Below are 26,186 nucleotides of genomic sequence, written 5' to 3'. Positions count from 1 at the left end.
CATATCCTTTCATTCGGGCTACCTGTGCCCTTTCCACCATTTTTTAATGCTTATTCTGTTATTTATCAAGTTGAAGAAGATGAAAACGTAAGCTGCTCCATGCTTCAGCATCCATACTGTCAACCGCCAGCCAGACGCGGCGACGGGAATACTTCCCTGATACAGAGGTCAGCTTCAGCATAATACCCCACTTAAGCACCATCGGCTTTCCTGATATGCGCCACTCCTCACGGTGCCACTGAATATCGTAATTACTCAGCAAGATCATCTCACCCTGCATTCGCTGTATATGACGCTGGCTGCGCAAACAGTCAAAAATGACCAGAGTGACCAGCGTTAACCACAGCGGCCAATAGCCATCATTCCACGGAGAAAGCAGTACTAACAGTACCAGAGCACCGTGTATCAGCAGTGAAACACATTGGGTTTTCCAGGAAACCCGAATGCCGCTATGCCAGAGAACTACGTTCGGCATTTTTCTTCTGAATCATTTTGATCATACGGGCCATATCCGCCTCTTCCGGTACTGCCTGATTCATTAACCAGCGATACAGTTGAGGATCTTCACACTCCAGTAAACGAATGAATACCTGCTTATCCGCATCCGGCAGGCTGTCATAGTCGTTTTCAAAAAATGGCATGATGGCAATATCCAGCTCACGCATTCCCCGACGACACGCCCAGTGAATTCGGGTTTTATTATTAATATCCATTATGGTTCTTACTCATATCAGGTTATGTGGTGGTGTAGAGTAACAATTTGACTCGGATTTGGGAAAGGCTACAGATAAAGTTAGCTTAAATTTGCCATAAAGATCGAAATTGTTATGTTCGATCTGATTTATACTCGATAGAGCATGATGTTTATCCCGGATTTAACACAGCGTCTTCACTAACAAAAAACTTACCGGAGAAAGAACCACGATTCTTATACTGCATTTCGTTATTGTTAAGTAAACTATGTCACAGTTTAATACCGCAATCTGGCGGTTCCCTGAATTTGTTATCCGGGCTCATCTGTATATCGTTTTATTTATGTTGGAGTACCTATGACTTATAAATCCCCACTACCTTCCCAGTTGGCTTGTCCATCCTCTAACCTGTCACTAACGCTGATATCATTAGAAGACTGGGCGCTGGTGACCCTCAGCGGCGAAGATAATCGTAAGTACTTACAAGGGCAATTGAGTAATGATGTCTTTGTTCTACAACCGGACCAGCACCAGTTAACCGCCCACTGCGATGCCAAAGGAAAAATGTGGAGTGCCATTCGTCTGTTCCAGTATGGCGATGCTCTGGCCTACCTGCAACGCAGCAGCGTATGTGATACCCAACTCAGTGAACTGAAAAAATATGCGGTGTTTTCTAAAGTAACCATTGAGAAAAAAAGTGATGCCGTGCTATTAGGTGTTGCCGGTAGCAGCGCCCGGACAATGTTGTCATCATTTTATGCGGCTCTGCCAGATGCATCGATCTCAGTAGTGCAACATGGCGATACCTGCATTCTGCACTTCTCTCAACCAACGGAACGTTTCCTTATTGTAACCACTCAGGATGAAGCTAACAGTCTGTATAGCTATCTGCTGGGTAAAGCGGCACTGAACGATAGCCGTCAGTGGCTGGCATTAGATATCGAAGCCGGTATTCCGGTAATTGACAACGCCACCAGCGACGAATTTATCCCTCAGGCTACTAATATTCAGGCACTGGATGGTATCAGCTTTACTAAAGGCTGCTATAGCGGACAGGAGATGATAGCCCGCGCCAAATACCGCGGCGCAAATAAACGTGCTATGTACTGGCTGGCGGGTAAAGCCCTTAGTCTGCCAAACACCGGAGACGATTTGGAATTACAGCTGGGAGAAAACTGGCGTCGTACCGGTACCGTGCTGGCTTCAGTCAAACTGACTGACAGCATAATTTGGATACAGGCCGTATTAAATAACGATTTAGACGGTGATGCAGTTTTGCGAGTAAAAGATGATGTAACCAGTCATTTAGCTATTCAACCGTTACCTTATTCACTGGAAGAAGATAAAGCGTAATATTTTATTGGCTTCCTGCTACTTTGCAGGAAGCCAGGTCATCATCAGGCAATATACAGGTAGATAGCCAGAAAATGGCAAACGCTTCCCCCCAGTACAAACCCGTGCCAGATAGCGTGATTAAACGGGATACGTTTATTCACATAGAAAATAACGCCCAGACTGTAAATAATTCCGCCCACCGCCAGTAGCCCGACCGCGCCCACCGACAGTTTTACCGCCATCTGATAAATCACCACCAGAGAAAGCCAGCCCATTCCCAGATAGGTTACCAGCGATACCACTTTAAAACGGTGAGTGAATGCCAGTTTAAACAGCACGCCAATCAGCGCCAGACTCCAGATAACGACCATTAAGCCTTGCGCCAGCGGTGAGCCTAACCCCACCAGCAGGAAAGGAGTATAGGTACCGGCAATCAGCAAATAAATCGCACAGTGGTCAAACACTTTCAGCCGACGCTTGGCGGTCTGATTGGGAATGGCATGATAAAGGGTTGAAGCAAGGAACAGCAGAATAATACTGCCGCCATAAAGGCTATAGCTGGTAATTTCCAGGGAACCGGCATCTTTACCGATAGCCTGAGTTAAAAGCAGTACCAGCCCGACAATACCTAAAATAAATCCAATACCGTGGCTAATACTATTGGCAATCTCTTCGGCTACAGAATAGCCCTGTTTAACAGACGCTGACATAGGGTTGACCTTTTATTCAGGATAAAAACAACGTCGATAGTTTTGATATTCACAACCGATATCAGAGTATATGAGAATCATTTCAGTGTACACATGTAAGCTGAACATTTTGTGTAAATCTGTAGAAATATTTATCGGTGAGAATAATGTCAAAGAGAAGATAGATAAATTCAGCAATCGTGGTTGTTAAATACCAACGGCAGCCTTTTCGGGGCTGCCGTTGGTTATCAGAGGGTTTGCTCTGGTTTCAGAAGCAAATGTCTTTCAAATATTAATTACCCGCTTCAGGGTCCGCAATACCACTCCCGTATCCCGCCATCTTACCCAGCTTAATCACAATCGGTGAAAGTAGCAGTAACGCAGCAAGGTTTGGTAACACCATCAAACCGTTAAACATATCGGCCATTTTCCATACCAGCTCAACATTAAACAGTGAGGCGATAAAGATAAAGCAGATCACCAGGAACTGATAAATGCGAACCGCGGAGGTTGAACTAAACAGATAGCGCACGTTGTTTTCCGCATAGTAGTACCAGCCGATAATCGTGGTAAACGCAAAGAAAAATAGCGATGCCGCGATAAACAGGCTGCCGAAATGGCCAAACACATAGGTGTAAGCCTGCTGCGTAACGGTAATTCCCTGACCGTGAAAAATACTCAGGAAAGATTCACCAACACGACCCGCTGCATCCCACTCCTTCATACCAGAAGTAATGATCACCAGCGCGGTTACGGTAACGATAACGCACACCACAAACACGCCCATCATGGCAATAAAGCCCTGTTGTTCCGGCCTTGCTACCCGTGCAACCGCATGAGCATGAGGCGTTGACCCCATACCTGCTTCATTAGCAAACAGGCCTCTGGCAATACCAAAACGCATAGCTTGCTGAATACCAATACCAACACCACCACCCACAACCGCCTGTGGATTAAATGCCGCAATAAAAATGGATTCAAATGCAGGCAAAACATACTGGTAGTTTAATGCCAGAATCGTAAAGGCACCAAATAGATAGCAGATTGCCATAATCGGTACCACTTTCTCACTGAAAGAGGCGATACTGCGAATACCACCGATAATAACTACCCCGGCCACAACAGCCATGATGACGCCCATCAACCAGTTTGGGATACCGAGAGAGCTGTTAAAGGCAGAAGCAATGGCGTTAGACTGCACCATATTACCGATAAAACCTAAAGCAAAAATAATCAGCACGGCAAATACACAGGCCAACCACTTACACTTTAAGCCTTGCTCAATATAGTACGCAGGGCCGCCAACGGTTTGTCCGTTCTTATCTTTGGTTTTGAATTTTTGTGCCAGAATGGCTTCAGCATAGATGGTAGACATCCCCAGAAATGAGGAAACCCACATCCAGAAAATGGCGCCCGGTCCACCGGCCAGAATTGCCGTTGCCGGCCCAGCCAGATTTCCTGTTCCTACCTGGCCTGCAATGGCTGTTGCCACGGCCTGGAATGAACTCATCCCGTGCTTACCCGCTTTATCCCCTTTAAGTGACATTCCGCCAAACAGCTCTTTAAAGCCGGAGCCAAAATGCCGAATCTGGATAAAACCTAAACGAATAGTGAAATAGATCCCTGTTCCACATAGCAGGAATATCAATAGGTGGTCCCAGAGCAGGCTATTAACCCGATCGACCAACTGCTCAAGTATTTCCATACTTTAGTTTCTCTTAGTTATGTTGTGTGTTTGCTATTTTTACGCGTGCGTTATCGCACGTCATTTTTGTATATGAGTAGTCTGTCACTTTTCTCATTCTGACAGCCGAACATATCCATCAAAACACCAGGGGAACGAACCTTGGTATATCAGTGAGATATGTAAGTAAGCGCCACAAAATGACAGAGAAAGAAAACACCTCCCCATACTGCAGGAAATATAACACTAATGATCAAGCGTTGGATAGGGTTATTCCACACTGGCCGTTAGTTAACAACCGCAATTATTAACCTGCGTGATAGTGAAAATGATCACGTTTTCAACTTATATCTCTGGGTAAACCGGCCGCACACAGAAAATAGAATCATCTGTAGTAACGGCCGGAAGACCCTACAAAATTACCGATATTCCCCCACCGGCACACAAGAACAGAACAGGTTTCTGTCCCCGTAGACATCATCCAGACGTTTTACCGTTGGCCAATATTTATTATGAAATACTGCCTGAGACGGGAACACAGCAAGATCGCGACTGTAAGGATGGTTCCATTCATGTACCAGTTCACCCTGCACATGAGGTGCATTCACCAACGGGTTATCATTCAGCGGCCACTCGCCGGAATGAACCCGACGGATTTCGCTGCGGATAGCCAGCATGGCATCAATAAAGCGATCTAACTCCACCTTACTTTCTGATTCGGTCGGCTCCACCATCAGCGTACCCGCTACCGGAAATGACATGGTTGGTGCGTGAAAACCATAGTCAATCAGGCGCTTGGCAATATCCATTTCGGTAATACCGCACTCCTCTTTCAGAGGGCGAATATCCAGAATACACTCGTGAGCCACTAAACCATCCACACCAGAGTAGAGCACCGGATAAGCATCTTTTAGTCGGCGGGCAATATAGTTGGCATTTAAAATCGCCACCTGGCTGGCCATCTTCAGCCCTTCCGCCCCCATCATATGAATATACATCCAACTGATAGGCAGAATGGAAGCACTGCCAAAAGGTGCGGCCGATACTGCACCCTGATGGGTGATGACCCCTTCCAGATGAACCACGCTGTGTCCTGGAACAAACGGCGCCAGATGTTTTTTCACCCCAATTGGTCCCATGCCCGGCCCACCGCCACCGTGAGGAATACTAAAGGTTTTATGCAAATTAAGATGCGAAACATCAGCACCGATATAGCCCGGCGTAGTAATACCAACCTGCGCATTCATATTGGCACCATCCAGATATACCTGACCGCCAAACTGATGCACGATATGACAGACTTCACGAATAGTCTCTTCATACACGCCATGCGTGGATGGGTAAGTCACCATGATGCAGGAGAGTTCATCACCAGACTGTTCCGCTTTGGCCCTTAAATCCTGTAAGTCTACATTCCCCTGCTTATCGCAATCCACGACGACTACCGTCATACTAGCCATTTGAGCGGATGCCGGGTTAGTACCGTGGGCAGAATCTGGAATCAGACAAATATGGCGATTCCCCTGCCCGCGACTTTCGTGATAACGGCGAATCGTCAGCAATCCGGCGTATTCCCCCTGCGCCCCGGAGTTAGGCTGCATACATACCGCATCGTAACCGGTAATTTGTGCCAGCCACTGGGAGAGCTGACCTAACAAGATTTGATATCCCATGGCCTGTTCTGGCGGGCAGAATGGATGCAGTTCAGCAAACTCAGGCCAGGTAATAGGAATCATCTCGGCAGCGGCATTTAACTTCATCGTGCAGGAACCTAATGGGATCATGGCCTGATTCAACGCCAAATCTTTACGCTCCAGACGATGCATATAGCGCATCATTTCAGTTTCGCTGTGATAACTGTTAAATACCGGGTGAGTCAGAATGGGAGTCTGACGTAATAACGCCGCGGGAATACTCTGGCTTTGAGTTATGCACTGGCGATCCAGAGCATCAATATCGATATCTGCACAATCACCGCATAAAATATCGAACAGGGTATTCAGATCGTCTACAGTCGTTGTTTCATCCAGACTGATACCCACTGCTCCCTCAAGATCCGCACGCAGGTTAACCCCAAAACTCAATGCCCGGGTTAATACCGCCGCTTTATCTTCAACGTCAATACACAGGGTATCAAACCAACCAGGGTGGCGAAGCTTAAGCCCTTTTTGTTGTAACCCGGCCGCCAGAATATCGGTTAATCGATGGATACGCTGGGCTATGCGTTTAAGCCCCGCCGGCCCGTGATATACCGCATAAAAACCGGCGATATTAGCCAGCAACACCTGAGAAGTACAGATATTGGAATTAGCCTTTTCACGACGAATATGCTGTTCCCGGGTCTGCATCGCCATACGCAGCGCCGTATTCCCGGCCGCATCTTTAGATACCCCGATAATCCGCCCCGGCATAGAACGTTTAAACTCATCGCGACAGGCAAAAAATGCGGCATGGGGTCCGCCATATCCCATAGGGACACCAAAGCGCTGGGAAGAACCAAACACCACATCGGCTCCCATAGAAGCCGGTGATTCCAGCAACACCAACGACATAATGTCGGCAGCCATGCAAGTAATAACGCCACGCTGTTTTAACTGATGCAATAGGACGCTGTCATCATGCAGCTCGCCGGTGGTTCCGGTAAGTTGAACCAGAATGCCAAACAAATCGCTGTGGTTCAGAGCATGGCTGGCTGGTCCGATGATCACATTAAAACCAAAAGCTTCTGCACGAGTTTTCACGACATCAATGGTTTGCGGATGGACATCCTGCGCCACAAAAAAGCTGTTCGCCAGTTTCAATTTACTGGTCCGCTTCGCCATTGCCATAGCTTCCGCGGCGGCGGTTGCTTCATCCAACAGCGATGCTGAAGCTAAATCTAAGCCGGTGAGATCTTGAGTCATCTGTTGGAAGTTCAGTAACGCTTCCAGACGCCCCTGAGAGACTTCCGGTTGATACGGGGTATAAGCGGTATACCAGCCCGGATTTTCCAGCATATTGCGTAAAATCACCGGTGGTGTCAGTACAGCGTTATAGCCCATACCAATATATGATTTATAGCGCTGATTTTGTGCTGCAATGGCTTTAAGTTCAGCCAGTGCCTGATGTTCAGTCCGGGCGTCGCCGGTTGCAGGTGGGTGCGGTAATTGAATATCCGCAGGGACAATAAACTGAGTTAACTCATCAAGATTTTTTGCCCCAATAATATCCAGCATTTGCTGACGTTGTTCTGCGGATGGACCAATATGGCGATCGATAAAAGATTCGCCATACTCAAGCTGTTTAATTGTTCTATTCATTGGATAACCTTCCTGAGTTTATTCGATAAGGCCGCCATGCCTGATACGTGCTGATGCCAGTCAAGAAAAATAGCGGGAATAAAAGCAAAACGCCCTGCATCTCAAGTACAGGGCGTTTTATCAGTTACTCGTCATCCAGCGTTGCGAGGTAACCATCAGCATCCAACAAACTATTGAGCTCATTAATATCATTCGCTCTGATTTTAAACAGCCATCCTCCGGTATAGGGCTCACTGTTAACTAATTCTGGCGCATCGCTCAGTTGCTCATTAACCGCAATCACTTCACCGCCGATCGGCGCATAAATATCTGAAGCGGCCTTTACCGACTCGGCAACGGCGCACTCTTCGCCAACAGAAACCTCGTCACCCACTTCCGGGAGTTCAACAAACACCATATCACCCAGCAAATGCTGGGCATGGTCAGTAATCCCAACGGTATATACACCCTCTTGCTCTTCACGCACCCATTCGTGAGACGTCGCATATTTTAAATCAGCAGGTACATTACTCATGTCGTTCTCCATTTTTATGGCTATTTTCAACTGACTCTGTTTAATTCAGTGGGTCAGGATAAATTAATCTGATTTATTCTGTTGGTGCCAGTAGCGATTTACCGTTACGCACAAATCCAGGTTTTACTACCCGCACCGGCATTTCACGGTTGCGAATTGGCACAATGGCTATATCACCAATACCCTGAGGAACCCGCGCCAGTGCAATACTGCAACCCAAGGTCGGGGAGAAAGAACCGCTGGTGATCACCCCCTGATGTTCTTTACCTGCCGCGTCACAAAACATCACCGGCAGCTCATTTCGCAGTACGCCTTTTTCCATCATTACCAGACCGACCAGTTTGTCAGTACCTTGCTTACGCAAAACCTCTAATCTTGCGCGCCCGATAAAGTCACGGTCTGCCGGTTCCCAGGCAATGGTCCACCCCATATTGGCTGCCAGAGGGGAAACCCCGTCGTCCATCTCCTGACCATACAGGTTCATTCCCGCTTCCAGACGCAATGTATCGCGGGCCCCTAAACCACAGGGTTTTACTCCGGTAGCCATCAGTTTCTGCCACCAGTCGTCCAGTTGGCTCGCGGGCATCATCAGTTCATAGCCCTCTTCCCCGGTATACCCGGTCGTGGCAATAAACAGATCGCCAGACTGAACGCCAAAAAAGGGCTTCATCTGGCTAACTGCCTGACGTTGCTCATCTGTCAGTAAAGTGGCGACTTTTTGTTTCGCCTCCGGGCCCTGCACGGCAATCAACCCCAAATCTTCACGCACATGGATTTCAACGGCAAAAGGTTTGGCGTGCTCGCTAATCCACGCCAGATCTTTTTCTCGCGTAGCGGAATTCACAATCAAGCGGAAGTAATCTTCCGTCAGAAAATAGACAATCAGATCGTCAATCACCCCGGCAGAAGCATTCAGCATCGCGCTGTACAGGGCTTTACCTGGCTGTGTTAATTTGACGACATCGTTTGCTAACAGGTAACGAAGAAATTCACGGGTGTTAACGCCGTGCAAATCTACAATGGTCATATGGGAAACGTCAAACATGCCTGCATGTTGGCGTACTGCGTGGTGTTCATCGATTTGTGAACCATAGTTCAGCGGCATCATCCACCCGTGGAAATCAACCATGCGGGCGCCACAGGTGAGGTGTCTATCGTACAGAGGGGTCTTATTGGTCATTGCGTCCTCTTTAAATACTTCAGGGTGAATCCCGTAATAGATAAATCGGGTGCCAAAAGTGGCATCTGACTTCATGTGATAATAAGTTAACGTAATTGTTAATAATTATCGCAACATGTGAACAATGGCTATGATGCAGCAGTTTTGATTCATAAACTGCGTTTTTCTGCACAGAAATCAGTATTGGTTTTATTAAAGTTCGATATAAATTGAAGCGTAATATTCAATAACTATTTAATTAACAATTGGTTAAATCAATATTCGGATTAGATTAAATAATGATTAAACCAGCAGCAGATTAGAATTTTTCATACCTGAACCCCAATTCCTCTCTCGGTTTTTCTAAATTATTACCGTCTATATCAGCACCAAAGGTGCAACCTGTCTTACCACGGGCATAGGACTGAATATTTTCTGCTTTTTGGTATATGATTACGGCTATTAAACGCACCACTTTCGGCCATGCCTACAACGCTCTATCGCAATATCGACAGCTGGCTTATCAGGGAAGTGTTCACCTCGTCATAAACGAAGATATAGGAAATCACAGTACGTTTTATGAAGAAAAAAGCTAAGGTTAGCAGCCCTGCTGCTACATCACAGTCTCTACAGCAGGCGGTGACTGACTTAATCAATGCCGGAAAAACCGAAGAAGCCTTAAAAAAAATTCAGGTGCGACTGATGTTTGCCCCTAAGGATGCCTGGTTTTTACATGAGGCAGCACGCCTTTATCGTCGTAGTGAAAAGCTGGATGAAGCGGAACGCTATTATTTACGGGCACTGGCTGTGGATCTGCATAGTCCCGGCTCATTAAACGGATTAGGGCTTACCTACTACGACCGTAAAGACTTTATCAATGCAGAAAAATACTATCAGATGGCGCTATCCGTATTGCCATCCTATGCTGGCTGTCGCAATAACTATGGCATTATGCTGCATAAAATGGATCGCTATCAGGAAGCGGCCGAACAGTATCAGCTAGCTTTAGAAGCTGACTCAAACCATCCGGAAGCACGCTACGGGTTAAGTTCGGTACTGGCCCATCTGCAACAGCTGGAACCTGCAATTGAGCATATGCGTCATCTTTTAGCGCGCTCTCCACAGGATGCTCGCACTCAGAACTCGTTGGGTATGGTTTTAATGCAACAGGGGAATTTTGAGCAGGGCTGGCCTTTGTATCGTGGTCGCTATAGCAAAAATAATCCTCTTCGCTTTGTCCATCTGCCGTCGATTAATCGCCCTTATTGGGAAGGTGAAGACCTGACCGGGAAAGCTATTCTGGTGCATCCTGAACAGGGAATGGGGGATGAAATACAGTTTTGTCGCTTTGTCAGCCGCCTGAAGCAGGAAAAAGGCGCGTCCACGGTCTATCTGATGTGCCGTCCGGCACTATACTCACTGATGCAATCGCTACCTGATATCGATGGTATTCTCGTATTAGACAGAGATAACCCCGTCCCATTGCCGGAGTTTGACGTCTGGAGTTTGCTGCTGGACTTGCCCCGTCACTTTGTTAACAGTCAGGATCCTTTTGCCCTACGACCGCCTTATGTGTTTGCCCCATCGCAAATGGCGGAACAATGGCGTTTACCGACCGGGGATTCCCGTCGTTTACGTGTAGGTTTGGTATGGAAAGGTTCATCCCAGCATGCTAACGATCGTAACCGCTCCTTAGCGAATCTGTCGGCGCTGCATCCCCTATGGTCAGTGCCGGGTATTGAGTGGATCAGTTTGCAGAAGGGAGAAGGCGAGGATGAAGCAATTAATGCACCGGCAGAGTTCCCTATTCTGGCCTTAGGCCATCAGGTAACCAGCTATGCAGATACCACGGCTATTATCGATCGGTTGGATCTGGTGATTACTGTTGATACTTCCGTCGCTCACCTTGCGGGTGCCATGAACAAACCCTGTTGGGTAATGCTCCCGGCCTTTGCCATTGACTGGCGTTGGATTAAGGGGCAGGATACGTCACCCTGGTATCCATCGATGCGTCTATTCCATCACAGCAATGAAAAATCATGGGCTGAAGTCATTGGCCGCATTCGCGATGCCTTAGTTCAGTGGCATGACCAACAAACTAAGGCTTAATCAGCAATCATAAAGCTGGCAGTGCCCTATAACGGGCTTGCCAGCCAGTCGGGTAAATCACGCAATCCCATGGCCTGATGTACCAGATGAGGTTTAACTCCCGGTAGCGTATCCGCCAGTTTTAGCCCGACATCGCGAAACAGTTTTTTCGCCGGGTTATCTCCATCAAACAGATCCCGGAAACCCTGCATTGCCGCCAGCATCATGGCCGCGCTCTGCTTACGGCTACGTTCATACTTTCGCAAATAGAGATAATTACCTAAATCTTTGCCCTGTTTCTGTAACCGACGAATCTCTTCTGTCAGACAGGCGGCATCCATAAAACCAAGATTAACACCCTGCCCGGCCAAAGGATGAATGGTATGTGCCGCATCGCCAATCAGTGCCAGCCGATGGGCCGCAAAACTGCGGGCATAGCGAGCGGTTAAAGGAAATACCGCCCTGTCACTCACTACCTGGCAACGTCCCAAACGGTTATCAAATGCAATTCCAAGCTGATGATTAAACTGCTGTTCATCCATTTGCTTCATTTGTTCAGCTTTTTCTGGTGGTAACGACCAGACAATTGAGCACAGATCCGATTGCCATAGCGGCAGAAAAGCCAGAATGCCATCGCCATGAAATACCTGACGGGCACAGCGTTGGTGAGGTTCATCAGTGCGAATAGTCGCCACCAAAGCATGATGACCATAATCGCGAAACGTCAGAGGAATATCCGCATGTTGACGCAGCCATGAGTTAGCGCCATCAGCGCCCACCACCAGACGGCCGCTTAACATCCGGCCATCTTCCAGCGTGATAAAGGCTTCGTTTTCACCCCTGACCACTTGTTTCAGCCGGGATGGTGCCAGCAGAGTAATATCGCTACTGCTATTCGCTCTGTCCCACAGCGCTTTATGAATCACATCGTTTTCAATGATATGCCCCAGATGGGTATATCCGTAATCTTCCGCTTTAAAAGCAATGCGTCCAAAGCTGTCCCGATCCCAAACGTCCATGGCGGAATAGGGGCTAAGGCGCAAAGCCTCAATGCCTTTCCATACCCCGAGATAATCCAGAAAACGCTCGCTGGCAGCATTTATCGCAGAAACCCTCAGGCCTGGTTCGGTCGACAGGAATTCATCCGGCAATTGATTTTCAACAATGGCAATACGCAGACCGCTGCCCTGTAATCCACAAGCCAGAGAGAGTCCAACCATACCGCCACCAGCAATAACTACATCATAAGAGTGCATGAACGATGGTCCTATCGTTTAACCCAGCCAAGGGTTCTGTGCGCTAAGGGCAGCCGGAGTAACTCACAGCTGTCCATGGCCATTAATCCAAGATTTCTTGCCACTACCAGTGGCCCATAACGATTAGCAAACAGGTGAATTAAACCGTCTGTCAGACCAATGGTTGACTGTTGATCCGGCTGACGACGTTGACTATAGCGGCGCAGGACAGCATAACTACCCGGATCTTCCTGTTGTTCAACCGCCTGAGATAACGTCTCGGCCAGTGACATCACATCACGCAGCCCTAAATTAAACCCCTGCCCGGCAATAGGATGCACCGTTTGCGAAGCATTGCCAACCAGAACCAGACGATGGCTGACCGATTGACGTGCCGTGCGTAAACGTAACGGGTAACTGGTTCGCTGCCCTGCCGACACTATTTCCCCCAACCGCCAGCCAAAAACCTGCTGAAGTTGCTTAACAAAGGTTTGATCGTCCCATGCCATCGCCTGATGCTGCCGGGCCTGATCCATACACCATACCAGCGACATGCGCCCTTTTGACATGGGCAGCAATGCTACCGGTCCCTGAGGTGTAAAACGCTCAAAGGCTTTTTCCTGATGGGGTAAAGCCGTAGTGACATTGGCGATTAGCGCAATTTGTTGATAATCCTCTTCACTCCACTCCATACCCAGTGCGCCAGCCACTGAGGAGAAAGAGCCATCTGCCGCTACCAGAAGTGCCGCCGACAGGTTCTGACCATTATCTAATGTGACCTGCACCCGGGAGGTATCACGCTGAGTTTCAACCACTTTAGCCGGGCAGTGCAATGTCACATTGGGGGCTTTCTTTAGCAATGAAAACAGTCGATTACCAACATCGTGCAGCTCCACTACTTGCCCCAGCGCTGGCAACGCATAATCATTTGCCCGCAATGTCACCATTCCGCTATGGCCGCGCTCGGTCACCAGCACTGTTTTGATTGCCGTTGCGCAATCCGCCAGTACGGGCCAGATACCAATGCGAGCCAGTTGTTGGCAGGTTCCCTGAGCCAGCGCAATGGCGCGGGCGTCAAATCCGGGATGTTCTGCATTCTCCGGCAGTACCGCTTCGACTAAATCAATATGAATGCGGCCCTTACTCAGCGTCGACAGGGCTAATGCCAGCGTTGCACCCGCCATGCCACCGCCAACAATAATCACCGAGTTCATTGTCGTGCTCCTGACATCAGCGCTTCGATGTCATCTGGATCTTTTACTACCCCTGCGGTCAGAATTTCACAGCCCTGTTCAGTAATCAAAATATTATCTTCAATGCGAATGCCAATACCGCGGAATCGGGCGGGTACATCCGCATCGGGTGAAATATATAACCCTGGCTCTACGGTCAGTACCATTCCCGGTTCCAGCAGGCGATCGCGGGTGGAAGAGCCATAGTTGCCCACATCATGAACGTCCAGCCCCAGCCAGTGGCTCAGGCCATGCATATAAAAACGCTGATGTACTCTGTCTGCCATCAGTCGCTCTACATCACCTTCCAGCACACCCGCTTCCACCAGCCCCTGTAACATTATGCGGATCACCTGTTCATTGGCATCGCGAATACTGCGCCCGGAAGTGAGTAGCGAAATGGCTTTATATTGGGAGGCTAATACAATATCGTAAATGGTGCGCTGCGCCGGACTAAACTTGCCATTAATCGGGAAGGTTCGGGTAATATCACCGGCATAACCATGATATTCGCATCCGGCATCAATCAGGACTAAATCACCCTCTTTCAGGGGTGATTCATTTTCGGTGTAGTGAAGGATACAGCCATTCTCTCCACCGCCAACAATGGTACTGTAAGCCGGATAGCGGGCGCCATGGCGGGTAAATTCATGATGAATTTCAGCTTCAAGATGATATTCAAACATACCCGGGCGACACCGTTCCATCGCTCGGGTATGGGCTTTAGCGGTAATCTCCCCCGCTTTGCGCATTACCACAATCTCTTCCGGTGATTTAAACAAACGCATCTCATGCAGCCACGGGCGCCAGTCCGTCATGGTCACTGGTGCACGTAAATTTTGACGGCTACCGCCACGTAAAATATCCAGCGCCATAAATACGATGCTATCTGCATAGTCATACTCTCCTTGTGCGTGGTATACCACATCAAGGCCATTGAACAGTAAGTGAAGCTGTTGGTGGATATCATCGTAAGGCAGCGCGCGATCGATCCCCAGTTTTTGCGGAGCGGCATCCTGACCAAGACGACGACCAAACCAGGTTTCCGCATTTAAATCGCGCACCCGATTAAACAGCACGCTATGACTATGGGTTTCATCGCTTTTAATCAATACCAGTGCTGCTTCTGGCTCATTAAAGCCAGTGAGGTACCAGAAGTCGCTATTCTGACGGAAAGGATATTCTGAATCCGCACTGCGGGTTCTCTCCGGCGCAGCAAAAACAATTGCCGCACTCCCCGGCACCATCTTTGATAGTAGGGCCTGCCGGCGGCGCTGGAATTCAGATAACGTAATCATAATTACTGTCCTTTCGCGTTCAGATTAATGAAAATTTTATGGGACTGTTGCAAATTGCCATGGAGCCCAACCCAAAGAGCATTTGTACTTTGGTTCGGAGGGTGCCGGGTCTGGACCTCCGATTGACATCTTTTACTGTTAGCTACGGTGGATATTCCGGCCGTAAAAACGGTATTGCTCATATCAGCGCTGTGCTCGGCCGGGAAACAATCTGTACTTAGCTACGGAGTGTATCGGGCCTAGCCCGCCTACGGACTGTTACAAAACACCTTCGGTGTTTTGCCCTTCGGGCCAGCGCTAGCGCTGTTCAAACAGACTTTGCCTGTTTGTCGTTGGCTTACGCCAAGTCGACCCACACGGCGGTCTCTCCCTCCGATTGGCAATGTTAACTACCAGTCAGATGATTCATTCAGGCATTTATTATTATATTTAGCCCTTAGCCCTTAGCCCTTAGCCCTTAGCCCTTAGCCCTTAGCCCTTAGCCCTTCAGATTAAAGCATCCGAATGTTGCCTCAGCCAATAAAAAAGTAGCACGACCAACATGGATGTTGGTCGAGGCGCAGCGACGTCTGGAGCGGCTCTGCGCCGGTGCGTCAGCTTTTTTATTGGCTGAGGTTGCCGCCGCAACGCGGCGGTCAACAGTCGGCTGCGCAGGCGCGGGGAGTGCAAAGGGGCGTTCGCCCCAACGCCCCTCTGCTCGACGCAAACTCCACTGCCGGGATAAACACTACACCCAAAGCGGCGAAACTGACACTGAACCAAACATTCGAAAAATCAGCACAGCATCTAAAGCCAAGAAACTTACAACAAAATCAATGCAATACCGGCTTCTCCACCCCTGCTGCCCCCGGCTTAACAAACTCGTTATGACACAACATTGCTGCCATTCTCACATATTCATGAATCTCTGCCAGTGAGCGTTCCAGCTCATCCTGATCCTCATCTTCTTCATACCCCAACTGAGCGATGTTACGCAGGTCATCAATCGCTTCGCCGGTTTCCCCTTTTACCTGTGCCAACTTAGGCTGCATCATACCCAGCCCCAGTAAAAAGTGGTTCACCCAACCGGACAGGGCATCGATACGTTCAAAAACGGAGCTTTCGTCATCGGGTACCAGAAGGTCAAAGTCAAAACCTTCGTCTTCCAGGTCTTGTTTGGTCACATCATATAGTTGTGTCACCATATCCTTTAGCGGGTAACCAAACGCGATGCCTTCATTGGTCAAATCATGGACCATCACTGTCCAACTGCCATCATTGCTGCCACCGCACAGCAAACCACTAATCAGGCCGTGCATTTCTGATGCAGTCATCCCGATATGGTGCTGCGTCAACGTTGTATTCAGTGTTTGATAAGAGGGGAGCGTGTTCTCGGCCATCATGAGTGATTCACCACCATAAGTAAGGTCAGATAAGTTAATGCTATGCTACCACCAACCGCAGATCCGATTCCATAAAAGGCATAAATCTTAAGTACTTTCTCACTATCGTTATCCGAAGAATCTCTCTCTTTTAATCATAGTCTGAAGGTACAACCCCACACATAAGCGATAGTTTGGTATAATGACCGTAGTTTGTTAGATTAGTAATATCTGTTTTATTTATTCGTCTCTTAGTTGATTGGGTCCTCCGGGTTTTCCATACAAAGAGCACAGGTCGAAATTCGGCGGGAAGGTGACATGTCAGCACAACCGGTAGATTTACAAATTTTTGGCAGATCGTTACGGGTAAACTGCCCGCCAGAGCAAAAAGAGGCCCTGAATAAGGCCGCAGAAGACTTGAGTCAACGCCTGCAGGACTTAAAAGTCCGCACGCGCGTAACCAATACAGAACAGTTGGTTTTCATTGCTGCGCTGAATATCAGTTATGAGTTGGCGCAAGAAAAAAATAAAACCGATGATTATGCTAAAAATATGGAAGAGCGTATTCGTACCTTACAACATACAATTGAACAAGCATTAGTCGAACAAAACCTGATATCGAAACGTCAGGGTGCAAAATTTGAATAAATCCCATATACTCTTTTATAAATGTTGTTATAGTTAATGTGTGGTTGGCAGAACAGATTAACTAACCAGGAATCATAGAAAACGTCATGTACGGTTTCTGAAAAAATTCTCTGAGGTGCGCGTTATCGGGCCAGTCCCCTGAGCCGATATTTCAAACCAACAGAATGTGGATTCTTACAATTTGTGTGCATGCCCGGTCCGTCTGGGAAGCCTGATAACTGTAAATTCGCGTTCACCTTGAACCAAGGGTTCAAGGGTTACAGCCCGGGACGGCACCTCGGAGTCCTCTCTTCTCTGTTCATCCTTTGATATAAGCGTATCCGGTATGACCTTTGAGATTTCTGCTCGTCAAATACTCAGAAAAAAAGTACGTCAGCTACGCAATAGCTTAACGCCGGAACAACAATATTTAGCCGCTCAGATATTATGCCAAAAGCTGTGTAACCATCCTGAAATCAAAACCGCTCAACATATTTCTTTGTTTCTCTCTTTTGATGGTGAAGTCGATACTCATCCATTGATTCAGGCCCTTTGGCAGCAGAACAAGTCACTTTATTTGCCGGTTCTGCATCCTTTTAGCCCGGGCCATTTGCTGTTTTTACATTACACGCCAGAAACGCCAATGATTTCACACCCCTTTGGTATTCAGGAACCCCGCCTTAACGTTCAGTCGGTTTTACCCGTATCACAGTTGGATGTCATTATTACACCGCTGGTTGCTTTCGATACACAGGGGAATCGCTTAGGAATGGGGGGCGGCTACTATGACCGAACCTTAAAACACTGGCGCAATAATAATGGTTCTTACCCTATCGGAATTGCCCATGATTGCCAACAGGTTGACGCTTTACCTTATGAAGACTGGGACATCCCTCTACCGGAGATTATTACCCCTTCCCGCGACTGGCGCTGGTAACTATTCTGGCGAATAAAATAAAGGCGGCTAATCAGCCGCCATATCCACCATCAGCTTCAATCAAAACAACAATCTCGCACGAATGGTGCCCTGAATCGACTTCATATGTTCCAGTGCTTCATCTGAACGATCGGTTTCCACATCAATAACCACATAGCCAATATCATTATTGGTTTGCAGGAACTGAGCTGCAATGTTGATGCCCTCTTCCGCAAAGATATGGTTAATCTGATTCAGAACCCCGGGGCGGTTTTCATGAATATGCAGTAAGCGGCTGACATTTTCACTTGGTGCCGGCAGGGAAACCTCCGGGAAGTTAACCGCAGAAAGCGTTGAGCCGTTATCAGAATATTTCGCCAGTTTGCCAGCAACTTCATTACCAATGTTGGCCTGAGCTTCCTGAGTAGAACCACCAATATGCGGTGTAATCAGCACATTATCAAAAGCAGTTAATGGCGATTCAAACGGATCCTGATTGGTTGCCGGTTCGGTTGGGAATACGTCCAGAGCGGCCCCTGCTATATGATTACTTTCCAATGCGCTACACAATGCCGGAATATCTACTACCGTACCGCGTGAAGCGTTGATCAGCACAGACCCAGGCTTCATCAGCGCCAGCTCTTTATGCCCCATCATATTCTTAGTACTGGCGGTTTCCGGTACGTGTAACGTCACCACATCGCTCATATTTAGCAGATCGGATAAATGGCGTACCTGAGTAGCATTCCCCAACGGTAGTTTATTCTCAATATCGTAGAACATCACATTCATACCGATAGACTCTGCCAGAATACCCAGTTGGGTTCCGATATGGCCGTAACCAATAATCCCCAGATTTTTACCACGCGCCTCAAAGCAACCAACCGCCAGCTTACACCACTCACCGCGATGAGCCTTGGCATTCGCCTCAGGAATACGACGCAGTAACAGCAGAATCTCCCCTAACACCATCTCTGCAACGGAACGAGTATTGGAGAATGGTGCGTTAAACACAGGGATACCACGTTTAGCGGCTGCATGCAGGTCAACCTGATTGGTACCAATACAAAAACAACCGATGGCTACCAATTTTTCTGCCGCTGCCAGAATGTCTGCACTTAAATGAGTACGGGAACGAATACCGACAAAATGCGCATCGCGAATTGCTACCTTCAGCGTTTCATCATCTAATGCACCTTTATGATATTCAATGTTGGTATAACCTGCTGCACACAGGTTATCTACCGTACTTTGGTGAACACCTTCCACCAGGAGAAACTTAATTCTCTCTTTTTCCAACGATACTTTTACCATCTGCTGAACCTTGCCCTAGTGATTATTATATGGACCCTGTCTAACCAACATATCAAAAATAGAAGTTACGGCAATACAATCGATTGCTTATATATCAGTAGAAGGCATAAGTGAATGTTTTAATTTAGGTGTTTTATTCTGCCACTGATAAGAAAGGGCAGCGTCTTAACGTCACGAAAACGCTAAGTGTGATATATATCACCAAATTAATATTTTTTTAATTATATGTAATAATTTTTTAATATCTCCCCGAATTTTATAGGGTTATATAAAATTCGGGGATAACATCATTAAGATTCGATGACTTTTACGCCATCAGCAGTACCAATCAATGCCACATCAGCACCACGGTTAGCAAACAGCCCTACGGTTACCACACCGGCGATGCTATTAATCTTATTCTCCATCGCTACGGCATCCATAATCTTCAGATTGTGAACATCCAGAATGATATTGCCATTATCGGTAACCACACCCTGACGGTACTCCGGCATACCGCCCAGTTTTACCAGCTCTCTGGCAACGTAGGCTCTGGCCATAGGGATCACCTCTACCGGCAACGGAAAAGCCCCCAGAATATCAACCTGCTTGGAACTGTCGGCAATACAGATAAACTTGCGGGAAATCGCCGCAATAATTTTTTCTCTGGTCAGCGCCGCACCGCCCCCCTTAATCATCTGCATATGGCCGTTAATTTCATCGGCACCGTCAACATAGATATCCAAAGAATCTACTTCGTTGCAATCAAAAATCTGAATCCCCAACTTCTTCAGTTTAGCCGTTGAGTCATTAGAGCTGGAAACGGCTCCTTCAATTTGCTCTTTAATTGAACCTAACGCATCAATAAAATGCGCAGCAGTTGAGCCAGTACCTACGCCTACAATGGTTCCCGGGCGTACATATTTCAATGCCGCCCAGCCTACTGCTTTTTTCAGTTCATCCTGAGTCATGGTGAAATCTACCTATGCTGTCAAAAATGTGATTATTATAGAGTAACCCACGAGGCGAAACAGTTAAACCTGTCAGAAGCATACGATAATCAAAAAAGTATGGCATAGTGACAGAGAGACGGTCTGATTAAAACGGAGAATACTTAGGAATGAAACGCCCAGATTATCGCGTACTTCAGGCGCTGGATGCGGTTATCCGTGAGCGCGGGTTTGAACGTGCAGCACAAAAGTTATGCATTACACAATCAGCCGTATCTCAACGCATTAAACAGCTTGAATACCTGTATGGTCAGCCGCTACTGATCCGTACCGTTCCACCTCGCCCTACAGAGCAAGGGCAGAAGCTATTAGCACTACTGCATCAGGTGGAGTTACTGGAGGACGAATGGCTCAGTGACGAAGGTAGTGCCGACTCGCCATTACAGCTCTCCCTCGCCGTTAACGCCGACAGTCTGGCGACCTGGCTATTACCGGCACTAAAACCGGTGCTGTCAGATTCACCCATTCGCTTAAACCTACAGGTTGAAGATGAAACCCGTACTCAGGAACGTTTACGCTTAGGGGAAGTGGTTGGTGCCGTAAGTATCCAGCCTCAGGCGCTACCGCGCTGTCTGGTGGATCAGTTGGGCGCATTGGACTACATCTTTGTAGCATCACCCGACTTTGCTGAACGCTACTTTCCTAACGGTGTAACCCGTTCGGCATTGCTTAAAGCGCCAGCCGTGGCGTTTGACCATCTGGATGATATGCATCAGGCATTCCTGCAACAGAACTTTGACCTGCCGCCGGGCAGTGTACCCTGTAATATCGTTAGCTCTTCAGAAGCTTTTGTACAGTTGGCAAAACAGGGGACCACCTGTTGTATGATTCCACATCTGCAAATCGAGCGGGAACTGGCTAACGGTGAGTTAATGGATTTGACCCCGGGTCTGTGTCAACGCCGGATGCTTTACTGGCATCGATTCTCACCGGAGAGCAAGATTATGCGGGGAGTCACTGACGCCCTGTTAAGTTACGGGCGTCAGGTATTAAGACAGATCTGATGCGCAGTTAACGTTGGATATCAAATACCACGTCAACCTGATCGTTAAAGCTGATGCTCTGCTGCTGGTATGTTTCATTAATACCGCTGGCAGAGACAGCATCGGATTTATAGGCACGCATCATCGGCACCGGCATTGGGTTAGCGGCACGATAACGAATGCTAAATACTGACCCCAACTTAACACCAAAGTCTTTTGCTAACTCTTCTGCCTGAACTTTGGCATTCTCAACGGCCTTTTTACGCACTTCATTACGATAAGTATCATCTTTAGCCACGCCCAGCGTGACATCACGGATCTCATTCAGACCCGCGCTTAGTGCACCATCCAGCAGGGTGTTCAGCTTATCCAGTTGACGAACGGTGACTTTTACCAGACGAACCGCCGCATAGTCTTTTACCACTTTGCTGCTGTCGCTACTGTTTGGGTAGTTATATTCCAACCGGGTCTGGATATTCGCTGCATCAATATCAGCTTTGGCAATGCCGTTCTTCTCCAGAAACTCCATATATTTAGCAACACGCTCATCGTTTTGCTTTTTCGCTACCGCAGCATCTTTGTCAGATACTTTTACCTCGATCAGCAAGGTTGCCATATCCGGTTGAACTTCGATGGTTCCGGTACCTGAAGTTACAATATGCGGACCATCGGGCAACTCTGCTGCCTGCATCGTCATTGGTAACATGGCCACCATAGCAGCCATCGCCAGCGCTTTTAATTTCATGAATTCTCCTCGGAAAGAATAACCTGATGGCGCAAAGCCTGCGCCATCAATATATAACCGAACCAATGATAGAATTATCCGGAACAATGGCAACAGAATTTACAACATCCTGACGTTCCGTTGACTCAGAATGAAGATTAGATCAGCTCAACAAACCCGCAAGCGCATGTCTGGCCAATTGTATGGCAATGACCCACATTACCGTGCCAACCAGCAGGTTAATACCCCGTTGAGCCAGGCTCTTTTGCAGCCAGGGAGCCATCCAGGCTGCCAGTATAGCCAGCGAAAAGAACCAGATAATTGAGGCCGTTACTGCACCGATGACAAACCATAATCTTAAATCGCCAAACTGCTCTCCCAGGCTGCCTAATACCACTACGGTATCCAGATAAACATGTGGGTTTAGCCAGGTGACCGCCAGAACCGTAGCAATAATACGATAGCGCGTATGCAGTGTCTGACTATCCATACTAAAAGTGTCCGGATTGGGTTTAAATGCCTCACGAAAGGCACCCCATCCATACCAAATCAGAAAGGCTACGCCTGCCCAAGTTACCAGTTGTAACAACAGCGGCGACTGGGCCAATAGCGCCCCGCCGCCAAACACGCCCAAAGAAATTAAAATAGCATCACTCATGGCGCAAAGCGCTGCCACCATCACCGGATATTGACGGCGAACTCCTTGAGACAGCACAAAAGCATTCTGCGGTCCAATAGGCAGAATCATTGCCATCCCTAAAATAATCCCCTGGAAATAGGCTACCAGCACGTTATTCCTCGCGTTAACTCTTCACAAATTTCATCGGGCGATAGACTAACGGGTGATGATGATAATGAGAAATGGATAATTCTTATCACCCATTAGGCGGAACTAATGATCAAACAGGTTTTGATCAGAATGGTTTAAATTATCCGGACAAAAAAACACCGGCTGTTTCCAGCCGGTGTTTGTCAACCCATTAAAGCAATAACGATTACAGTACGTTTTCGCAGTTCAGTTCTTTGAATGCTTTTTCTAAACGAGCAATCATCGTTACCTGACCAGCGCGTAACCATGCACGTGGGTCATAGTATTTTTTATTTGGTTTATCTGCGCCTTCCGGGTTACCCAGTTGACCTTGCAGATAGCCTTCATTTTTCTTGTAATATTCCAGAATACCTTCCCAGGTTGCCCATTGGGTATCGGTATCGATATTCATTTTTACTACGCCATAGCCAACGGCTTCTTTGATTTCTGCTGCTGTTGAACCAGAACCGCCGTGGAATACGAAATCCAGGCTGTTGTGCGGCAGGTTATGTTTCTTAGAAACATATTCCTGAGAGTTGTGCAGAATTTTTGGCGTCAGCTGTACGTTACCCGGCTTGTAAACACCGTGAACGTTACCAAATGAAGCAGCAATGGTGAAACGTGGGCTAATAGCGTTTAACTTCTCGTAAGCATAATCCACATCTTCTGGCTGAGTATAAAGCGCGGAGTTATCCAGATGGCTGTTATCAACGCCGTCTTCTTCACCACCGGTACAACCCAGTTCGATCTCCAGCGTCATACCAATTTTAGACATACGCTTCAGATACTTGCTACAAATCTCAATGTTTTCTTCCAGAGACTCTTCAGACAGGTCAATCATATGGGAAGAGAACAGAGGCTTACCGGTTTCTGCAAAGTGTTTTTCACCCGCGTCTAACAGACCATCTAACCACGGCAGTAACTTCTTAGCACAGTGGTCAGTGTGCAGAATCACCGGCACACCATAATGTTCAGCCACCAGATGCACATGTTTAGCACCGGAGATAGCACCAACGATAGCATTGCCCTGACCTTCCAGTTTCATACCTTTACCGGCCATAAACTGAGCACCGCCGTTAGAAAACTGAACAATGACCGGAGCACGAACTTTTGCAGCTGCTTCAATAACCGCGTTGATAGAATCAGTACCTACGCAGTTAACTGCAGGTAATGCGAAATTATTCTCTTTAGCAATTTTGAATACTTTCTGAACATCATCACCAGTGATAACACCCGGTTTTACGAAATCAAAAATTTTAGACATGCTACTCGTCCTATTTTTCATTGGTTATTGATGGATAAAATAAATTTACCCTATAAATAATAGAAGAAACGGGAGGCAAGCCTCCCGTCTTATCGAATTAACCCTTTGCACGCTCTTCTAACATCACAACTGCCGGCAGTTTTTTACCTTCAACGAACTCAAGGAAAGCGCCGCCACCGGTTGAGATATAAGAAATTTTATCTGCGATACCAAACAGATCGATCGCAGCCAACGTATCACCACCACCTGCAATAGAGAATGCATCACTCTCAGCAATAGCCTGAGCAACGATTTCAGTTCCTTTACGGAAGTTAGGGAACTCAAATACGCCAACCGGGCCATTCCACAGGATAGTTTTCGCTTTTCTCAGGATCGCTGCCAGCTCTTCAGCAGAGGCATCGCCTAAGTCCAGAACTTGTTCATCATTTTTAATATCAGCAACAGATTTCATGGTTGCTGGTGCAGTTTCAGAAAACTCAGTTGCCACACGCACATCGGTAGGAACCGGAATATGGCAAGTTTCCATCAGTTTTTTCGCTTCAGGAATCAGATCGGCTTCATACAGTGATTTACCAACGTTGTGGCCTTGAGCCGCAATAAAGGTATTTGCGATACCACCACCAACAACCAGTTGGTCAGCAATCTTAGACAGGGAACCTAATACGGTCAGCTTGGTTGATACTTTAGAACCACCAACAATAGCCACCATTGGACGGGCTGGATTACCCAGTGCTTTACCCAATGCTTCCAGCTCATCAGAAAGTAAAGGACCCGCACAGGCAACCGGTGCATATTTAGCAACGCCATGCGTTGATGCCTGAGCACGGTGCGCGGTACCAAAAGCATCCATGACAAACACATCGCACAGCGCAGCATATTTTTTGGATAACGTCTCTTCGTCTTTCTTTTCGCCTTTATTGAAGCGAACGTTTTCCAGAACCACTAACTCACCTTGTGCAACATCAACACCATCCAGATAATCTTTAGCCAGACGAACCGGAGATTTAATAGCGTCTTTCAGATAATTCACAACCGGTAACAGAGAAAATTCTTCGTTATATTCACCTTCAGTTGGACGACCCAGGTGAGAAGTTACCATAACACGAGCGCCTTGTTTTAAGGCTAATTCGATAGTTGGCAGCGATGCGCGGATACGGGCATCAGAGGTTACTTTGCCATCTTTTACTGGTACGTTGAGATCTGCACGGATAAGAACACGTTTACCCGCTAAATCCAGATCGCTCATCTTAATTACAGTCATTGTGAATCCTCTTGTTAATTCTCTCAAAGTTACCTGAGCCCGGCACGCTTTGCCAATACTCATATATTCTGATGGTTGGTGCTTTCCGACACGGTTCGGCTCTACACCACCAAAGATTGCTACTTTTAACAAAAATCACTTATCACACAGGACATTCGCGGTAGATAAAACACGCGCACGAGCCCTGCATATCGAAAACATTTAACATGCCGGACAAATCGTTGCAGCAAATGATAACACGAAAAAGTATAGTTGAGATTAACTCGTCTATTCTAATCATAACAGTACGGCCTGTCTGTGATACCGCTATTGGATCGATAGCCTTAAACCACGAGCATTGTTCCAATATTACCGTTATTCTATACCTGAAACCACAAAAACTGAAACGCTTCAGCATGAAATGACAGATTACGAAAATCCGGTCAGAATTACTACTGGTTATATGTCGTTAAACTAAAAAAGTTTGGTTTTGAAGTCAGAAATGTGTTGTAAGACACCATGCCTCACCGCTGCGGGTTATAAAATTAAAAAGCCCTGATATTGCTATCAGGGCTTTACACTTAAACTCAATATGAAGAATATCTGATTTTACTTCAACAACTCACGGGCGTTCGCCACGACGTTATCAACGGTAAAGCCAAACTCGGCAAACAGTTGTTCTGCCGGTGCGGATTCACCAAAGCTGCGCATGCCAACAATACGACCATTCAGACC

Annotated in this window: 23 protein-coding genes and 1 other RNA gene; 6 read left to right on the top strand and 18 right to left on the bottom strand. The window is 47.3% G+C overall.

Translation table 11 applies throughout. From position 1 onward, the window contains the following. Window positions 1-58 precede the first annotated feature (58 nt). Window positions 59-475 carry a protein YgfX gene (locus LPW36_RS13815; protein ID WP_230610551.1) on the bottom strand — a complete coding sequence of 139 codons (417 nt, stop codon included), beginning with the start codon at window positions 473-475 and terminating at the stop codon, window positions 59-61. Continuing rightward, window positions 450-713, bottom strand: a complete 264-nt coding sequence (gene sdhE, locus LPW36_RS13810; RefSeq protein WP_130590439.1) for an FAD assembly factor SdhE — start codon at window positions 711-713, stop codon at window positions 450-452. Before sdhE ends, LPW36_RS13815 begins: the two co-directional genes overlap by 26 nt. 336 nt (window positions 714-1,049) lie before the next feature. On the opposite strand from sdhE, the gene ygfZ reads away from it, so the two are divergent. Beyond that, entirely contained in the window at window positions 1,050-2,045 is a 996-nt protein-coding gene (ygfZ, locus tag LPW36_RS13805; RefSeq protein ID WP_230610549.1) for a tRNA-modifying protein YgfZ, read from the top strand. Window positions 2,046-2,089: 44 nt separating this feature from the next. Here the strand turns inward: ygfZ and trhA are convergent, their stop codons facing one another. From trhA to gcvT, 5 genes are all read right to left on the bottom strand, one after another. After that, entirely contained in the window at window positions 2,090-2,737 is a 648-nt protein-coding gene (trhA, locus tag LPW36_RS13800; RefSeq protein WP_230610547.1) for a PAQR family membrane homeostasis protein TrhA, read from the bottom strand. A 271-nt stretch (window positions 2,738-3,008) separates the two neighbouring features. Next, window positions 3,009-4,421, bottom strand: a complete 1,413-nt coding sequence (locus LPW36_RS13795; protein WP_230610545.1) for an alanine/glycine:cation symporter family protein — start codon at window positions 4,419-4,421, stop codon at window positions 3,009-3,011. A 398-nt stretch (window positions 4,422-4,819) separates the two neighbouring features. Then, window positions 4,820-7,699: an aminomethyl-transferring glycine dehydrogenase gene (gcvP, locus tag LPW36_RS13790; RefSeq protein WP_230610543.1), complete on the bottom strand. Its 2,880-nt coding sequence runs from the start codon at window positions 7,697-7,699 to the stop codon at window positions 4,820-4,822. 124 nt (window positions 7,700-7,823) lie between these two features. Next, on the bottom strand, window positions 7,824-8,213 hold the full coding sequence (gene gcvH / locus LPW36_RS13785) for a glycine cleavage system protein GcvH (RefSeq protein ID WP_230610541.1): 390 nt from the start codon (window positions 8,211-8,213) through the stop codon (window positions 7,824-7,826). A 73-nt stretch (window positions 8,214-8,286) separates the two neighbouring features. Next, window positions 8,287-9,393, bottom strand: coding sequence for a glycine cleavage system aminomethyltransferase GcvT (gcvT, locus tag LPW36_RS13780; RefSeq protein ID WP_230610539.1), 1,107 nt, complete (start codon window positions 9,391-9,393; stop codon window positions 8,287-8,289). A gap of 558 nt (window positions 9,394-9,951) precedes the next feature. On the opposite strand from gcvT, the gene LPW36_RS13775 reads away from it, so the two are divergent. After that, window positions 9,952-11,481 (top strand): tetratricopeptide repeat protein, encoded by a 1,530-nt coding sequence (locus LPW36_RS13775; RefSeq protein WP_230610537.1) that lies wholly within the window; start codon window positions 9,952-9,954, stop codon window positions 11,479-11,481. Window positions 11,482-11,507: 26 nt separating this feature from the next. On the opposite strand, the gene ubiI is transcribed toward LPW36_RS13775, so the two are convergent. The 4 genes from ubiI to LPW36_RS13755 all read right to left on the bottom strand — a co-directional run bounded on the left by ubiI (window position 11,508) and on the right by LPW36_RS13755 (window position 16,607). Continuing rightward, window positions 11,508-12,716, bottom strand: a complete 1,209-nt coding sequence (gene ubiI / locus LPW36_RS13770; RefSeq protein ID WP_230610535.1) for an FAD-dependent 2-octaprenylphenol hydroxylase — start codon at window positions 12,714-12,716, stop codon at window positions 11,508-11,510. 11 nt (window positions 12,717-12,727) lie between these two features. Next, on the bottom strand, window positions 12,728-13,909 hold the full coding sequence (gene ubiH / locus LPW36_RS13765; RefSeq protein ID WP_230610533.1) for a 2-octaprenyl-6-methoxyphenyl hydroxylase: 1,182 nt from the start codon (window positions 13,907-13,909) through the stop codon (window positions 12,728-12,730). Beyond that, window positions 13,906-15,222 (bottom strand): Xaa-Pro aminopeptidase, encoded by a 1,317-nt coding sequence (gene pepP / locus LPW36_RS13760; RefSeq protein WP_230610563.1) that lies wholly within the window; start codon window positions 15,220-15,222, stop codon window positions 13,906-13,908. The genes ubiH and pepP overlap by 4 nt, the downstream gene beginning before the upstream one ends. 815 nt (window positions 15,223-16,037) lie before the next feature. Beyond that, window positions 16,038-16,607, bottom strand: a complete 570-nt coding sequence (locus tag LPW36_RS13755) for a YecA/YgfB family protein (RefSeq protein ID WP_230610531.1) — start codon at window positions 16,605-16,607, stop codon at window positions 16,038-16,040. 297 nt (window positions 16,608-16,904) lie between these two features. Between LPW36_RS13755 and zapA the strand changes: the two genes are divergently transcribed. The 3 genes from zapA to LPW36_RS13740 all read left to right on the top strand — a co-directional run bounded on the left by zapA (window position 16,905) and on the right by LPW36_RS13740 (window position 18,150). Then, complete coding sequence (zapA, locus tag LPW36_RS13750; RefSeq protein ID WP_130590425.1) at window positions 16,905-17,234, top strand: cell division protein ZapA; 330 nt, start codon at window positions 16,905-16,907, stop codon at window positions 17,232-17,234. A 104-nt stretch (window positions 17,235-17,338) separates the two neighbouring features. Beyond that, window positions 17,339-17,522, top strand: a non-coding RNA gene (gene ssrS / locus LPW36_RS13745) — 6S RNA. A 37-nt stretch (window positions 17,523-17,559) separates the two neighbouring features. Then, the gene (locus LPW36_RS13740; RefSeq protein ID WP_230610529.1) at window positions 17,560-18,150 is read left to right on the top strand and encodes a 5-formyltetrahydrofolate cyclo-ligase; all 591 of its coding nucleotides are present in this window, start codon (window positions 17,560-17,562) and stop codon (window positions 18,148-18,150) included. A 60-nt stretch (window positions 18,151-18,210) separates the two neighbouring features. Here LPW36_RS13740 and serA read toward each other — a convergent pair whose 3' ends face one another. Both serA and rpiA read right to left on the bottom strand, forming a co-directional pair. Then, complete coding sequence (gene serA, locus LPW36_RS13735; RefSeq protein WP_230610527.1) at window positions 18,211-19,443, bottom strand: phosphoglycerate dehydrogenase; 1,233 nt, start codon at window positions 19,441-19,443, stop codon at window positions 18,211-18,213. Between the two features lie 290 nt (window positions 19,444-19,733). Continuing rightward, the gene (rpiA, locus tag LPW36_RS13730) at window positions 19,734-20,393 is read right to left on the bottom strand and encodes a ribose-5-phosphate isomerase RpiA (RefSeq protein WP_230610525.1); all 660 of its coding nucleotides are present in this window, start codon (window positions 20,391-20,393) and stop codon (window positions 19,734-19,736) included. A gap of 149 nt (window positions 20,394-20,542) precedes the next feature. On the opposite strand from rpiA, the gene LPW36_RS13725 reads away from it, so the two are divergent. After that, on the top strand, window positions 20,543-21,436 hold the full coding sequence (locus tag LPW36_RS13725; protein ID WP_230610523.1) for a LysR family transcriptional regulator ArgP: 894 nt from the start codon (window positions 20,543-20,545) through the stop codon (window positions 21,434-21,436). A gap of 7 nt (window positions 21,437-21,443) precedes the next feature. Here the strand turns inward: LPW36_RS13725 and LPW36_RS13720 are convergent, their stop codons facing one another. The 5 genes from LPW36_RS13720 to LPW36_RS13700 form a co-directional block, all read right to left on the bottom strand. Beyond that, the gene (locus tag LPW36_RS13720) at window positions 21,444-22,160 is read right to left on the bottom strand and encodes an oxidative stress defense protein (protein WP_230610521.1); all 717 of its coding nucleotides are present in this window, start codon (window positions 22,158-22,160) and stop codon (window positions 21,444-21,446) included. Between the two features lie 142 nt (window positions 22,161-22,302). After that, a complete protein-coding gene (gene argO, locus LPW36_RS13715; protein WP_230610519.1) occupies window positions 22,303-22,929 on the bottom strand; it encodes an arginine exporter ArgO in 627 nt (208 codons plus the stop codon). A 205-nt stretch (window positions 22,930-23,134) separates the two neighbouring features. Further along, window positions 23,135-24,211 carry a class II fructose-bisphosphate aldolase gene (fbaA, locus tag LPW36_RS13710; protein ID WP_230610517.1) on the bottom strand — a complete coding sequence of 359 codons (1,077 nt, stop codon included), beginning with the start codon at window positions 24,209-24,211 and terminating at the stop codon, window positions 23,135-23,137. 97 nt (window positions 24,212-24,308) lie between these two features. Continuing rightward, window positions 24,309-25,472 (bottom strand): phosphoglycerate kinase, encoded by a 1,164-nt coding sequence (gene pgk, locus LPW36_RS13705; RefSeq protein ID WP_230610515.1) that lies wholly within the window; start codon window positions 25,470-25,472, stop codon window positions 24,309-24,311. Between the two features lie 588 nt (window positions 25,473-26,060). After that, the coding region (locus LPW36_RS13700; RefSeq protein ID WP_230610561.1) for a transketolase-like TK C-terminal-containing protein at window positions 26,061-26,186 on the bottom strand (126 nt) is incomplete at its 5' end.

Source organism: Limnobaculum eriocheiris (assembly GCF_021010575.1).
In the GTDB taxonomy this organism is placed as follows: domain Bacteria; phylum Pseudomonadota; class Gammaproteobacteria; order Enterobacterales; family Enterobacteriaceae; genus Limnobaculum; species Limnobaculum eriocheiris.
This window is presented reverse-complemented; position numbering and strand designations above follow the sequence as displayed.

What these genes read in the sequence shown, in the direction of transcription:
- LPW36_RS13815 (WP_230610551.1), bottom strand. Translation starts at nt 475, where the DNA reads ATGCCGAACGTAGTTCTCTGGCATAGCGGCATTCGGGTTTCCTGGAAA.
- ygfZ (WP_230610549.1), top strand. Translation starts at nt 1,050, where the DNA reads ATGACTTATAAATCCCCACTACCTTCCCAGTTGGCTTGTCCATCCTCT.
- sdhE (WP_130590439.1), bottom strand. Translation starts at nt 713, where the DNA reads ATGGATATTAATAATAAAACCCGAATTCACTGGGCGTGTCGTCGGGGA.
- ubiI (WP_230610535.1), bottom strand. Translation starts at nt 12,716, where the DNA reads ATGCACTCTTATGATGTAGTTATTGCTGGTGGCGGTATGGTTGGACTC.
- serA (WP_230610527.1), bottom strand. Translation starts at nt 19,443, where the DNA reads ATGGTAAAAGTATCGTTGGAAAAAGAGAGAATTAAGTTTCTCCTGGTG.
- LPW36_RS13775 (WP_230610537.1), top strand. Translation starts at nt 9,952, where the DNA reads ATGAAGAAAAAAGCTAAGGTTAGCAGCCCTGCTGCTACATCACAGTCT.
- gcvT (WP_230610539.1), bottom strand. Translation starts at nt 9,393, where the DNA reads ATGACCAATAAGACCCCTCTGTACGATAGACACCTCACCTGTGGCGCC.
- fbaA (WP_230610517.1), bottom strand. Translation starts at nt 24,211, where the DNA reads ATGTCTAAAATTTTTGATTTCGTAAAACCGGGTGTTATCACTGGTGAT.
- gcvP (WP_230610543.1), bottom strand. Translation starts at nt 7,699, where the DNA reads ATGAATAGAACAATTAAACAGCTTGAGTATGGCGAATCTTTTATCGAT.
- LPW36_RS13755 (WP_230610531.1), bottom strand. Translation starts at nt 16,607, where the DNA reads ATGATGGCCGAGAACACGCTCCCCTCTTATCAAACACTGAATACAACG.
- rpiA (WP_230610525.1), bottom strand. Translation starts at nt 20,393, where the DNA reads ATGACTCAGGATGAACTGAAAAAAGCAGTAGGCTGGGCGGCATTGAAA.
- LPW36_RS13740 (WP_230610529.1), top strand. Translation starts at nt 17,560, where the DNA reads ATGACCTTTGAGATTTCTGCTCGTCAAATACTCAGAAAAAAAGTACGT.
- LPW36_RS13795 (WP_230610545.1), bottom strand. Translation starts at nt 4,421, where the DNA reads ATGGAAATACTTGAGCAGTTGGTCGATCGGGTTAATAGCCTGCTCTGG.
- trhA (WP_230610547.1), bottom strand. Translation starts at nt 2,737, where the DNA reads ATGTCAGCGTCTGTTAAACAGGGCTATTCTGTAGCCGAAGAGATTGCC.
- LPW36_RS13720 (WP_230610521.1), bottom strand. Translation starts at nt 22,160, where the DNA reads ATGAAATTAAAAGCGCTGGCGATGGCTGCTATGGTGGCCATGTTACCA.
- zapA (WP_130590425.1), top strand. Translation starts at nt 16,905, where the DNA reads ATGTCAGCACAACCGGTAGATTTACAAATTTTTGGCAGATCGTTACGG.
- pgk (WP_230610515.1), bottom strand. Translation starts at nt 25,472, where the DNA reads ATGACTGTAATTAAGATGAGCGATCTGGATTTAGCGGGTAAACGTGTT.
- gcvH (WP_230610541.1), bottom strand. Translation starts at nt 8,213, where the DNA reads ATGAGTAATGTACCTGCTGATTTAAAATATGCGACGTCTCACGAATGG.
- ubiH (WP_230610533.1), bottom strand. Translation starts at nt 13,909, where the DNA reads ATGAACTCGGTGATTATTGTTGGCGGTGGCATGGCGGGTGCAACGCTG.
- LPW36_RS13725 (WP_230610523.1), top strand. Translation starts at nt 20,543, where the DNA reads ATGAAACGCCCAGATTATCGCGTACTTCAGGCGCTGGATGCGGTTATC.